Origin of the sequence: Pseudomonas sp. GL-RE-26 (genome assembly GCF_019956275.1) — a bacterium.
In the GTDB taxonomy this organism is placed as follows: domain Bacteria; phylum Pseudomonadota; class Gammaproteobacteria; order Pseudomonadales; family Pseudomonadaceae; genus Aquipseudomonas; species Aquipseudomonas grandcourensis.
In genome coordinates this window covers 168828-182064 of sequence record NZ_JAHBDI010000044.1, presented here as the reverse complement: position 1 = coordinate 182064, position 13237 = coordinate 168828, and the positions used below count along the sequence as shown (strand labels likewise).

At 59.2% G+C, this 13237-nt stretch carries 9 protein-coding genes; 4 read left to right on the top strand and 5 right to left on the bottom strand.

Going from position 1 to position 13237, the window contains the following annotated elements:
• Nucleotides 1-42 precede the first annotated feature (42 nt).
• The 3 genes from lon to KGB07_RS22905 all read right to left on the bottom strand — a co-directional run bounded on the left by lon (nt 43) and on the right by KGB07_RS22905 (nt 6872).
• A complete protein-coding gene (gene lon, locus KGB07_RS22915) occupies nt 43-2460 on the bottom strand; it encodes an endopeptidase La (RefSeq protein ID WP_223466611.1) in 2418 nt (805 codons plus the stop codon).
• 318 nt (nt 2461-2778) lie between these two features.
• A complete protein-coding gene (locus tag KGB07_RS22910; RefSeq protein WP_223466608.1) occupies nt 2779-5190 on the bottom strand; it encodes a glucose/quinate/shikimate family membrane-bound PQQ-dependent dehydrogenase in 2412 nt (803 codons plus the stop codon).
• Between the two features lie 299 nt (nt 5191-5489).
• Complete coding sequence (locus KGB07_RS22905) at nt 5490-6872, bottom strand: carbohydrate porin (RefSeq protein WP_223466607.1); 1383 nt, start codon at nt 6870-6872, stop codon at nt 5490-5492.
• A 297-nt stretch (nt 6873-7169) separates the two neighbouring features.
• Here KGB07_RS22905 and KGB07_RS22900 point away from each other — a divergent pair, with 297 nt between their 5' ends.
• Together KGB07_RS22900 and KGB07_RS22895 are read left to right on the top strand one after the other, a co-directional pair.
• Entirely contained in the window at nt 7170-7400 is a 231-nt protein-coding gene (locus KGB07_RS22900) for a VF530 family DNA-binding protein (protein ID WP_007985772.1), read from the top strand.
• 2 nt (nt 7401-7402) lie between these two features.
• A complete protein-coding gene (locus KGB07_RS22895; protein WP_223466606.1) occupies nt 7403-8044 on the top strand; it encodes a Pr6Pr family membrane protein in 642 nt (213 codons plus the stop codon).
• A gap of 185 nt (nt 8045-8229) precedes the next feature.
• On the opposite strand, the gene KGB07_RS22890 is transcribed toward KGB07_RS22895, so the two are convergent.
• Together KGB07_RS22890 and KGB07_RS22885 are read right to left on the bottom strand one after the other, a co-directional pair.
• On the bottom strand, nt 8230-9015 hold the full coding sequence (locus KGB07_RS22890; RefSeq protein WP_223466605.1) for a siderophore-interacting protein: 786 nt from the start codon (nt 9013-9015) through the stop codon (nt 8230-8232).
• Complete coding sequence (locus tag KGB07_RS22885) at nt 9012-9587, bottom strand: PadR family transcriptional regulator (protein WP_046041007.1); 576 nt, start codon at nt 9585-9587, stop codon at nt 9012-9014. Before KGB07_RS22885 ends, KGB07_RS22890 begins: the two co-directional genes overlap by 4 nt.
• A 505-nt stretch (nt 9588-10092) precedes the next feature.
• On the opposite strand from KGB07_RS22885, the gene KGB07_RS22880 reads away from it, so the two are divergent.
• The gene (locus tag KGB07_RS22880; RefSeq protein ID WP_223466604.1) at nt 10093-10578 is read left to right on the top strand and encodes a CS1 type fimbrial major subunit; all 486 of its coding nucleotides are present in this window, start codon (nt 10093-10095) and stop codon (nt 10576-10578) included.
• Nucleotides 10579-10714: 136 nt separating this feature from the next.
• A complete protein-coding gene (locus KGB07_RS22875; protein ID WP_223466603.1) occupies nt 10715-13237 on the top strand; it encodes a CS1-pili formation C-terminal domain-containing protein in 2523 nt (840 codons plus the stop codon).

Sequence of the window (13237 nt, the reverse complement as noted above, 5' to 3'; positions counted from 1 at the left end):
CTGTGTTTGTCATTGATGAAGGTGATGAAGCCTACTTGGTTGTCAGAACAACACCTTCGCCACATCCGCAAAGCGTTTGGCAAAGTGCACGGTAATGCCTTCCTTCAGATACTCCGGCAGTTCCTCGAAATTGCCCTGATTCGCCTCCGGCAGAATCAGCTCGAAAATCTTCTGCCGCCGCGCCGCAATCACCTTTTCCCGCACCCCGCCAATCGGCAGTACGTGCCCGGTCAACGTCAGTTCGCCGGTCATGGCCACGCCTTTTTTCGGTGGCTGATTGCGCGCCAGCGAAAGCAGGGCGCTGGCCATGGTCACGCCGGCGCTCGGGCCGTCTTTCGGCGTGGCGCCTTCCGGCACGTGCAGGTGGACGAAGGCTTCGTCGAAGAACTTCGGATCGCCGCCATAGGACTTCAGGTGTGAGCTGACGTAGCTGTAGGCGATTTCCGCCGACTCTTTCATCACGTCACCCAGTTGCCCGGTGAGCTTGAAACCACGGTTGAGGGTATGGATGCGCGTGGCTTCGATCGGCAGGGTCGCGCCGCCCATACTGGTCCAGGCAAGGCCGGTGATCACGCCGACACCCGACAGCACCTGCTCGTTGCGGAACACCGGTTTGCCGAGGGACGCCTCGAGGTCTTTCGGGCCGAGCTTGATCACAGCCTTCGGCTCATCGAGCAGTTTCATCACCGCTTTACGCACCAGTTTGCCGAGGTTTTTTTCCAGCTGGCGCACGCCGGCTTCACGGGCATAACCGTCGATCAACGCCTTGAGCGCACTGTCGCTGATGCTCAGGCTGCCCTTGGACACGCCGGCTTTCTCAAGCTGCTTGGGCCACAGGTGACGCTTGGCGATGGCGACTTTTTCTTCGGTGATGTAGCCCGACAGGCGAATCACTTCCATCCGGTCCAGCAACGGGCCGGGGATCGAATCGAGGGTGTTGGCGGTGCACACGAACAACACTTTCGACAGGTCCAGGCGCAGGTCCAGATAGTGGTCGAGGAACTCGACGTTCTGCTCCGGATCCAGGGTTTCCAGCAACGCCGAGGCCGGGTCGCCCTGGTAGCTCTGGCCCATCTTGTCGATCTCGTCGAGCATGATCACTGGGTTCATCACTTCGACGTCTTTCAACGCCTGCACCAGTTTGCCCGGCTGCGCGCCGATGTAGGTGCGGCGGTGGCCCTTGATTTCGGCTTCGTCGCGCATGCCGCCAAGGCTGAAGCGGTAGAACGGCCGGCCCAGGGATTCGGCGATGGATTTGCCGACGCTGGTCTTGCCCACGCCCGGCGGGCCGACCAGCAGCACGATGGAACCGCTGATTTCGCCTTTATAGGCACCGACGGCGAGGAATTCGAGGATGCGGTCCTTGATGTCGTCGAGGCCGGCGTGGTGTTTGTCCAGCACCTTGCGCGCGTGCTTGAGGTCGAGTTTGTCCTCGCCGTACACGCCCCACGGCACCGAGGTCGCCCAGTCGATGTAATTGCGGGTGACCGCATACTCCGGTGAGCCGGTTTCGAGGATCGACAGCTTGTTCATTTCTTCTTCGAGGCGTTTCTGCACCTGCGCCGGCAGGACTTTGCCCACTAGCCGCTGTTCGAACTGTTCGAGGTCGGAGCTGCGGTCGTCCTTGGTCAGGCCGAGTTCCTGCTGGATGACCTTGAGTTGTTCCTTGAGGAAGAACTCGCGCTGATGTTCACCGATTTTTCGGTTAACTTCGGCGGAAATCTCTTTTTGCAGGCGCGCGACTTCGACTTCCTTGCGCAGCATCGGCAGGACTTTTTCCATGCGCTTGAGCATCGGCACGCAGTCGAGCACTTCCTGCAGCTCACTACCGGTGGCCGACGTGAGCGCGGCGGCGAAATCGGTCAGCGGCGACGGATCGTTGGGGCTGAAGCGGTTGAGGTAGTTCTTCAACTCTTCGCTGTACAGCGGGTTGAGCGGCAGCAGTTCCTTGATCGCATTGATCAGCGCCATGCCGTAGGCCTTGACCTCGTCGGTCGGCTCGGTGGGCTGGTGCGGGTATTCGACTTCCACCAGGTACGGCGGGCGGTGATGCTTGAGCCAGGTCTTGAGGCGGACGCGGGTCAGGCCTTGGGCGACGAATTGCAGCTTGCCGTTTTCGCGGCTGGCGTGGTGCACCTTCACCAGGGTGCCGTAGAGCGGCAGGGCCGAGGTGTCGAAGTGGCGCGGGTCTTCCTGGGGGCTGTCCATGTAGAACAGGGCCAGGGAGTGGTGTTCGGACTTGGCCACCAGGTCCAGGGTCTCGGCCCATGGCTCTTCGTTGACGATGACCGGCAACACTTGGGCCGGGAAAAACGGGCGGTTGTGAATCGGGATGATGTAGACCTTGTCCGGCAGGTTCTGGCCAGGCAAGGCCAGGCCTTTGCCAGGTTTGTGCTGCGGGGCGTTTTTCGGATCGGCGTATTCGCTCGGGTCTTCGGGGAATTCCTGCTGGTCGCTCATGGGGGCACCTGCGCAATGGGTATGGGTCTTAGATGGGGCAGGTTGGCGGTGGTTTCAACGGTCATTTTCTGCGAAACGGTGTTTCGCAGGCGTGATCAGCGCAGAGACAGGTTAGCTGGATTTCGGCACGACACGTTCAATTGTGGGAGCGAGCCTGCTCGCGAAAGCGATGTATCAGACACATTTATATCGACTGGTATGGCCTCTTCGCGAGCAGGCTCGCTCCCACAGGGGGGGCGGGGGTGTTTTGAAATCTGCGGTCACAAAAAAAGGCGACGTCCTCACGGACGTCGCCTTTCGTTTTACTGCCGCTAAAACTTACTCAGACAGTTTGTACGCAATCACATAGTCACCCATTTTGGTGCCCAGTGAGCCATGGCCACCGACGACCAACAGCACGTACTGCTTGCCGTCCTTGCCGGTGTAGGTCATCGGCGTAGCCTGACCGCCAGCCGGCAGGCGCGATTTCCAAAGCTCGTTGCCGGTGTTGACGTCATAGGCGCGCAGGTATTGATCCAGCGTGCCGCTGAGGAAGCCGACGCCGCCGGCGGTGACCATTGAGCCGCCCATGCTTGGCACGCCGAGTGGCAGGCCGATAGGCAATGGCGAGCTGTCGCGGCTGGTGCCGTTCTTGCGTTTCCACACGACTTTGCTTGTGGTCAGGTCGATGCCGGCCACGTAGCCCCAGGCCGGAGCCTGGCACGGTACGCCGAACGGCGACATGAACGGGTGCATGATCACCGCGTAAGGTGCGCCCGTGTTCGGTTGCACGCCCGCCGTTTCGCTCTCGCGCTTGCTGCCGGCCGCGACTTCGGCGCGTGGCACCATTTTCGAGACGAAGGCCATGTAGTTCGGGCTGGTGAAGAGCATCTGGCGAACCGGGTCGACCGAAACTCCGCCCCAGTTGAAGACGCCGACGTTACCCGGATAGATCAGGCTGCCCTGTTCCGACGGCGGGGTGTACTGGCCTTCGTAACGCAACTCCTTGAACTGGATGCGGCACAGCATCTGGTCGAACGGGCTGGCGCCCCACATGGCTTTTTCGGTCAGTTCCGGGGCCAGCAGGTTCAGGTCCGAACGGGCCTGGGTCGGCGCGGTGTGGTCACCTTTCACGGCGCCTTGCGGAACCGGGATTTCCTTGATCGGGATGATCGGCGTGCCGTCGCGACGGTCGAGGACGTACAGGCTGCCTTGCTTGGTCGGTTGGATCACAGCCGGCTTGATGCCGTCGGCGGTTTTCATGTCCAGCAGGGTTGGCTGGCTGCCAACGTCCATGTCCCACAAGTCGTGGTGAGTGAATTGGTAGTTCCAGCGCACCTTGCCGGTGGCCAGATCCAGCGCGACCAGGCCGGCACTGAACTTCTCGGCGCCCGGGGTACGGTCTGCGCCCCACTGGTCAGGGGTCTGGTTGCCCAGTGGCAGGTAGACCATGCCGAGTTTTTCGTCGACGCTGGCCAGCGACCACATGTTGGCCGAGTTGCGGCTGTAGTGTTCGCCCTCTGGCAGCGGTTCAGTCGCGTCTGGATTGTTGCTGTCCCAGTTCCACACCAGATGACCGTCGTGTACATCAAAGGCACGGATCACGCCGGATGGCTCGTTGGTCGACTCGTTGTCGGTGACGTGGCCGCCCATGATCACCAGGTCACGGGTGATCGCTGCTGGCGAGGTGGAGTAGTAGCCACCGGGGGTGAACGGTCCGATGCCTTGAGTCAGGTCAACCACACCGTTTTTACCGAAACCTTCGCAGACCTTGCCGGTGTCGGCATTGAGTGCGATCAGGCGTGCATCGGCGGTCGGCAGGTACAGACGACGCGGGCAGGCCTGGGCAACGGCTTTGCCGGCCTCGGAAATCACTGCGGAGGCAGCGTTTTCAGACTTGGCGTAGGCCGCTTCGTCGTAGTACGACACGCCACGGCAGGTCATGTGGGCGAAGCCCTTGAAGCCCACCGGGCTCTTGATCTGCGGGTCGAAACGCCACAGTTCCTTGCCGGTGTCCGGGTCCAGCGCCAGCACCTTGCTATGGGCGGTGCAGGCATAGAGCATGCCGTTGGCCTTGAGCGGGGTGTTTTCGTTGGTCAGTTCCACCGGGTCATCGGCGGTTGGCAGATCACCGGTCTGGATACGCCAGGCTTCTTGCAGCTTGCCGACGTTGGCCGGAGTGATCTGCTTGAGCGGCGAGTAGCGGTCACCGAATTCGCTGCGGCCATAGGCCTGCCAGTCTCCTTCGGGCATCTGCGGCGCGGTGCTGGTCATGTCAGCCGAGTCACGACCCAACTCGCCGAGGGTCTCGCCCGGATGGGTGAACTGGCTGGCTACGGCGGTGGCGCCGGCCAGGACCACGGCCACGCTCAAGGCGCCAGTGCCCATAGGGGCAGGGCCGTTGATCAGCAATGGACGACGGAACCACGGCAGCAGCATCACCACACCGAGGGCGAACCACAGCGCCAGGCGCGGCACCAGTTGCCACCAGTCGAGGCCCACTTCCCACAGCGCCCAAACGGTACTGGCGAACAGCACCAGTGCGTACAGGCCCAGGGCCGCGCGGCGGGCGGCGATCAACAGCACGCCGCTCAGCGCGATGCCGATACCGGCCAGCAGGTAATACAGCGAGCCGCCGAGCATGCTCAGCTTGATCCCCCCGGCCAGCATGGCCAGGCCCATTAGCAGAAGCAGTATGCCGAGCAGGGTCGGCCATAGACGGCTTCGACCCAAGGCACTATCAGTGCTCATAGTGTGATTCTCCGTGACGTTTCAAGTAGTCCTGCGCAAGTTCACTGTAGATGACGATCTTGTGCGGGCATGGTTCAGATAAAACGGGTGTGGTTGACGCAGTCCCTGTAGGAGCGAGCTCTGTGGCGAGGGGGCTTGCCCCCGTTCGGCTGCGAAGCAGTCGCAAAGCATTGCACTCGTTGTGCCTGACACGTCGCGGTTGCAAGTATTGGGGTCGCTTCGCAACCCAACGGGGCGGTGCGGCGATCCGACAAGCCCCCTCGCCACATGTCGCTCCTACAAAGGCTTTGTGGTGTTTGTCAGAACGAGGACTGGACCTTGATCCCGCCGATCAGCGCGTCATCGACCTCGTTCACGCCACCGGGATGGCGGATGTATTGCAGGTTCGGGCGCACGGTCAGCCAGTTGGTCACGTGCACGCCGTAATAGAGCTCGGCGCTGTATTCGGTGTCCTGGGGCGGCAGGAAGGACTGATTGTCGAAGTCGAAGACGGCGTTGGCCTGGTTGGTCGCCTCGGCATTCTTGCGAAAGGCCGGGTTGACGTGGACGCGGGCCATGGCGAACCCAATGTCGTCCCGGGCGCGCGCGTCGAACGGGCCTTTGTAGACGAGACCGGCCTGGACATAGTTGTCGATGGCGTTGGTCTTCTTGTCGTGCATCGTGCCGTTGGCGAACAGGCTCAGGCCCCGGGAGTGGTCGCTGGCGACGCTGGTGACTTGCTGCTGAAGGCCCAGCCACACGCCGTGTTTGCTCGAGGCGCTGCGGTAGGCTTCGCCGCTCAGGGCGGCAGGCTGGCCATTGCTGTCCTTGTAGACGTCGGTGGCGCTGGCGCTGCTGTAGTAGTAACCGGCGCGGTATTCACCCGGCAGGCCGTTGAGTTTTGGCGTCCACACCAGCTCCACCGGCAGGACCGCGCCCTGGGTGCCGCTGCCGCTGAGCTTGAAGCCGTTGTTGCGGTCAAGGTTCGATGGGTTCTGTTCGTACGCGCCGACCTGTGCATAAAGCTCTGGCGTCAGGTTATATTTGACTCGCATCGCCCACTGGCTGACCGGCCAGTTGTACCAGATGTCGCCCGCCCAGTTGCCGACCTGGGAACCGCAGAACGCCAGGTTCTGGAAGTCGCAGGGGAAGCTGTTGAAATCTTCGCCTTCGCCGAATCGGCCGACCTTGATGTCGAGTTTTTCATCGAAGAACTTCTGCTGATACCACATCTGCGTCAGGCGCCAGGTCTGGCCGCGGCCCCAGACTTCCTGGGCCGAGGTGAAGCCGCCGACACGCGGGTCGTTGATGCGGTCGTTGCTGATGTTGTTGCCGTTGCGTTCGGTGATGGTCAACTGGAATTCGGCATCGTCCCAGCCGAGGATCTTCTGCAAGTCCAGGTGGGTGCCCAGGCCGAACTGGTCGCTGTAGCGCGCGGTGCGGTCGTGGTCGTAGCCACCGTGCAGATTGCTGCCCATTTCACCGGTGTAATCGACTTTGAAGTCGTAGCCTTTTTCCGCGAGCTCTGTGCGAGTGCCATTCCAGTCACCGAGCATCCACGGTGAATCGCTATCGAAGGCCGGCGCCGCCTGAACGCAGGAGGCAAGGCCCAGCGCGGTGAGGCCACCAATCAGGGGCAGGATGTTTCGGTGGGCAGCAGTTGCAAAGACAGCGCTGTCTTGCAAAGATTTAAAGTCAGGCATAGAGACGGAGTTCTTGATCTTTTTCTGGGGGATAAACGGAAAGCAGCAGGCGTGAAGCGAAAGCAGAAGCGTTTCAGCAGGCAGCGGGGCGCAAGGATAATGTTCTGTTACAAATAGAGAAAGTGCTTTTGCTGACATGCATCGTTTCGGATTTGGTAACAGTGACAAAAGATCGCAGCCTGCGGCAGCTCCTACATTGGAATGCGTATCCTGCCGCAGGCTGCGATCTTTTCCGTTTCACCTACATTTAACGTAAGGTGCGCGGCTTCCAATTCCCACTCTGCTCGAAGGCCCGGCATGACCGAACACAACACCGATCCGTTGCATGGCGTGACGCTGGAACAGATCCTCAACGCGCTGGTTGAACACTACGAGTGGTCGGGGCTGGCCGAGCGCATCGATATCCGCTGCTTCAAGAGCGACCCGAGCATCAAGTCGAGCCTGACGTTCCTGCGCAAGACCCCGTGGGCGCGGGAGAAGGTCGAACGCCTGTATGTGAAGTTGATGCGCACCAAACGACCGCTTTGAACATGGCCGACCCGTCTGCGTTACGCCGTCGTTTGGTGGCCATGGCTGCCATGCTTGGCTGGGCGGGATTGAGCATCCAGATGTACCTGATTTTCCATTCACGCTGGACGCTGGGCGCGAGCCTGATCGGCGGGCTGATGAGTTTTTTCAGCTATTTCACCGTGCTGAGCAACACCTTGGTGGCGACCGTGCTGACCTGTGAATGGACATCCCGCGAGTCAGCCGCGCGCCGCTGGTTCCTGCAGCCTTGGGTCAGCAGTGCGATTGCTGTGAGCATCGCCGTGGTGAGCCTTGCCTACAACCTGCTGCTGCGCCACTTGTGGCACCCCGAGGGCTGGCAATGGCTGGCCGATGAGCTGTTGCACGACATCATGCCGTTGCTGTTCCTGGGGTATTGGTGGCGATGTGTGCCCAAGGGCACATTGCGCGTGTGGCATATCGCGCTGTGGGTGATTTATCCGCTGCTGTATTTCGCCTATTCACTGTTGCGCGGGCATCTGCTGGCGGTTTACCCGTATCCCTTCGTGGATGTGGACAAACTGGGTTATCCACAGGTGTTCATCAATGCCGGTGGGTTGTTGGCGGGGTTTGTGGTGATTGCGTTGCTGGTGATCGGGCTGGATCGGTGGCGGGCTCGAAGGTGAGCGCCATGGGTGTTTTGAGCACCTTTTGTGGTGAGGGAGCTTGCTCCCGTTGCACTGCGCAGCAGTGCTAAAACCTGCATCCTGGTTAATCTGATACACCCCAAGCGCAGATTTACGACTGCTTTGCAGCCGAGCGGGAGCAAGCTCCCTCGCCACAGAACATCCGGCTCACCTATGGATGATCTTTATTCTTCGCCGCTGTCCCCCAATTTCCAGTACCCAACCGCCTTGACGAACTGCTCGTCCAGCCCATGCTCATCGAGCAATACCCGACGAATCTGCCGCGACACTTTGCTCTCGGTCGCCACCCACGCATACAGGCTGCCGGATGGCATCTGGATCTGGCGCACGGTAGCCAGCAGATTGTCCTTGCCACCTTCGCGCAGCACCCAGATCACATTGACCTCGGCCGCACTGTGCAGCACCTGCTGCTCCTTGCCGTTTTCCACTTTGACGATCACCAGCGCACGGCGGTTGGCCGCCAGGCCTTCCAGACGCCGGGCGATGGCGGGCAGGGCGGTTTCGTCGCCGATCAGCAAATAGCTGTCGAAGATGTCCGGCACGATCATCGAGCCCCGTGGCCCGCCGATGTGCAGGAACTGCCCGGGCTGGGCCTGCGCCGCCCAGGTCGAGGCAGGGCCGTCGCCGTGCAGTACGAAGTCGATGTCCAACTCCAGGGTATCGAGGTCATAGCGGCGCGGGGTGTAGTCACGCATCTCAGGCAGCGGACCGTTGTCCTTGCCGGCGCCCAGTACCAGGGTTTCCAGCGCCGCGGCCTGTTCGGCATTCTGCGGGAACAACAACTTGACGTGATCGTCCGTGCCCTGGCTGACGAAACCCGCCAATTCAGGGCCGCCCAGGGTAATTCGGCGCATGCGCGGGGTCAGGTCGACCACGCGCAACACTTCCAGGCGACGGCGTTTGATTTCGTGCATGACACGGTGAATGGTTGAGGCGATGACTTCAGTCATTCGGCGTTCTCCTGAACGGGTTGAACGGCAGGGCCGTCGACGATGGCTTTGGCGGTGTCATTGAGCAGGTCACGTACCCGCAGGATTTCGTCCGGGCTCCAGCGTCCATGGTGCATTTGCAGGGCGTGGCGCAGGTTATGCACAGCCTCATGGATTTCCGCCGGGCGATCATGGCCGCGCAGCGAACGCTTGCTGACGTCGATGCGCATCCGCACGCCATCCAGTGCTACGGCTTGCTCTTGCAGGAATAGACGTCCGGCATCGGTGATGGTGTAGCGTTTTTTTCCGCCTTCGGCGTCGCCCAGGATCAGTTCGCTTTCTTCCAGGAACGTCAGGGTCGGGTAGATCACGCCGGGGCTGGGGCAGTAGGCGCCCTCGAACATGCCTTCGATCTGGCGGATCAGGTCGTAGCCATGGCACGGCTGTTCGGCGATCAATGCCGGCAGCAACAACTTCAGATCGCCGGGGGCAAACACCCGGGGCCCACGGCTTCCGCGTTCGCGGGCGGGACGTTTTTCGAAGCCGTCGCGGCCATCGCCGTGCTCGCGGTGGGGGGAATGATGGTCTCTCATTTTCTGCTTTCTCTCGTCGTCTTTAGATACAACTTAAGATATATCTTAACGAAAATGCAAAGGTTCCTGACCAACGGCAGTCCCTGCATCGGCCCTGGCTTGAAGGTCAAATCGAAAAAATAGAGCTTATTAGTACAGGTAAAATTTCAGAAATTAGTGTTAACTCTCTAATGTATTAGTTTGCTCCATTGTTTACTGGGGTTGTGGTATTGGTCTTACAGAAGGTACTTTGTTAATCTCTCGAATATCATTGCAGGCAGGATGCTGTTTGTAGTCTGTCTCTTACAGTCAAGCATTGGTTTTATAGTTATTCCTGCTTTTTTCTTTCTGCTGTCAAGGCACTCCGGCTACGCACTTGCAGGAACTTTCTTGCTTACTTTAAAGATAAATTGATCGATCATCTTTCGGCGTTGAAAGTTCGGCTGAGCCAATAGCTGCTCGTGACAGTTTTTGCTCGGCATGAACTTTCAGCCCTTCATCCTTTTAAAAACACAGGTACTGAAAGATGTTCAAGAAAATCGCGTTCGCTGCTCCCCTGGCTGTTCTGGCTCTGAGTTCTTCGATGGCGTTTGCCGCAGAAGAAATTCGTAGCTCAATCAACATCAGTGCCACCATTCCAAGCAAGGTTTTTCACGCTCAACCAGTGAATCCTGACTTCGGTAAAGATGAAACGATGGCCTACAATCTGGTCGACGGCACCTTGAGCCCGTTGCGTGCAACTTACGACGTTCGGCACACCAACGGTTCGGTTAACGCTTATGTAGAAGGTGGTCCGCAACCTCTGTTCAATGGTGCCGACAGCATTGCGCTGACCTACTCCTTCAATGGCGTAACCTTGACCGGAACTTCTCAAGAAGTGGTCGGCGATACTGAGTCCAACGGTGGTATGCGGGCTGATCTGGTGATTGCGGCGGCCAAACCAACTACCACTCAGGCAGGTCTTTACACCGCCACCCCTGTTGTGATTTTTGATGCCATTCCGCGCACCTGATTTTCGAAGCCGCAGGCGTATCCCGTAATACGGTTATGAACTAAGTCGGTTCTTTATTCGTTAACGCTTACCGGTCGATGGGTAATCACTGCCCATCGATCGGGTTTAACGCACTTATCTTTAGAGTATCTCGTTCATGTTCCCGATGACTCCCATCGCGACGGCGCTTGCCCTTTTTTTTTGCGCAACGGCTCTGGCTACAGCGGCGGAAAGTGGCCAAACACCTCGAAGTTTGTTAGCGCAGGCCAAAGGTTTGCCTAGCGAGTTTGAAGAGCATTTTTTTGATGTGCCATTAGCGGTGCGCGTGGAACTTGATCAACAGTTTCTGGGGGAGGCGATGGTGGTGTTAACCCGCGACGATCGTATCACCCTCGTTGACTTCACTGATGTCAGTGACAGCACGATCAAAGCCAGCGAACGCGACACTTGGTCCAATTATCTGAAACAAGGTGTAGCACTGGGCGGCTGTCAGACTAAATGTCCTGAACAATTGCTTGCCGTGCACTACAGCCTTGAAAACTCCCTGGTCTCGATTCTCACGCAAAACGCCGAGCGTGACGAGCAGGCGCAGCTTTACTATGCGTTGCCTGAAGGCGGCAGCACCGGGTTGATCGTACGCAACCAGTTGAATCTCAACGGTGGCCAGAATCAGGACCTGGGCGGACGCTATGGTCTTGAAGCCAGCAGCAGTCTGGGTAACTGGACCCAAGCGGTAAACATTCAGCTGTCCCGATTGGGTGGCCCGGATAACCAGCTCTTTCACTCGGTGAATGAGCTCTTCACACAGCGCGAACTGGAAGGTAATTTCCTGCGCCTGGGCCTTTTCACGCCCTCGTCCGAAGGGTTGACGCGACAACCGCGTACTTTTGGCACCAGCCCTGACACGGCATTCGGCGTCATGTACGGCAGCTCGGACAGCTTGGCGATCAATAACCCGAAACCGGCGGTCTATCCGATTTATGTCACCGCCAATCGTCAAGGCTCGGTAGAGATCTACCGTGACGGTTTGTTGATCAATACCCAGGCGGTGCCCGCCGGATTACAGACCCTCGATACCCGACCGCTACCGGGTGGGATCTATGAAGTGGAGGTGCGCCTGATCGAAGACGGTCAAATCACCTCCAGCTCTCAGGAACTGATTTACAAACCCAGCAATTGGCGCAATCACGACGAGCGCTGGCGCTACAACCTGTTCGCCGGCCGTGAATCCAAAGTGCTAAGCAACTGGGACGAGCAGGACGACGGCGACATGACCGCCGGAGCGGCATTCAACTTTCTGCTGCATCCACGAGTCATCCTTGGTCTGAGCGGGCGACAAGTGCGGGACACTTTGCAGTATGGAACCTCGCTCGATTGGGCGATCGTCAACAGTGCCAGTCTTTATGCCAGCGTCTACCAAACCGAGGATTACGGCACCGGACTTGATGTTCAGGGGCTCTATTCCTATGGCAGCGGCAGCATCGTCGCCAGCCACAACCGTAGTTGGCTCGACACGACCCGGCTCTACGACACGTTACCGGACGGTACGCGAGTGCGGCAGCGCAATGTCTTTGTTGGTCAGACAAGTAACTCATCGCTGTCGGTGAATCATCGTCTGACCAGCAAAAGTTCGATCAATGCCCGAGTCTCCCACAGTGAAGGCAACACCGAAGGCACAGGGGTGGATCTCGGATGGACCCAGCGTACCCGTCTGTTTGGCAGCGATGCCAACTGGCGGTTGTCGTTGTTCGACAGGCCGGGAAGTTTCAGTTCGGGTGATGACAGAAACCGCGGTATCGACTTGAGCGTCAACATTGCATTGGGCGGTCCGGGTGAGCAGATATCCGGCAGTATCGGTACCCGTACGGACCGGGATGGCGGCCGGGACAACAACGCGTCGATCAGCTATCGCAAAGACCTTCAGGATCACCTGCTGCAAAGTGTCTCGGCCACGGCGATCACTGATACCTACGGCGTCGGTTTGAATGCCATGGCAACGATGCAATCGGACCTGGTCAACGGCGACGGTTTTATTCAGCGCTCGTCTTTCAACAACGACCTCACCGGCGGTCTTAACCTGGACAGCACCGTGGCCGTCGGCGCGAGCAAGATGGTCATGACCAGCCAGTACCACCGAGATGGCGCCGGCATGATCATCGATGTGGCGTCGGATATCGATGGCATTGTCTTGCGTGCGGACGACTTGAGTGGCAGCAGCGCGGTGCTGCGGCCGGGGCGTAACTTCGTACCCATCACGGCTTACAAAAGCAGCTCGGTGAGTTTCGATTTCGAAGGCAATCATGTGCCTGCGGCGAACATACAGCCACCCCGTTCCAGCTATCACCTGAACAAGGGCGGCGTGGAGTACCGCAAGATCACCGTCAGCAAAACCGTCACCGTGCTCGGACGCTTGGTCGACCCTCAGGGTAAGCCGCTCAAGGGCCATCACATCATCAACCACGCCAGTCGTGGCGTCAGCGAAATCGACGGCTTCTTCTCCATGGAAATGAACGCCGGTTCTCCCACCCTGGAAGTGCGCTCCGGCAACCAGTTGCTCTGCCAGTTCCGTCTCGATCCGGACAACGCCCAGCGGGAAAACGATGTGCTGATGATTGGTGATCTGCGCTGTACGCCGGATACGTTGGCGGATGCCACTGGCAATGCCGAGACGGCCGGATAA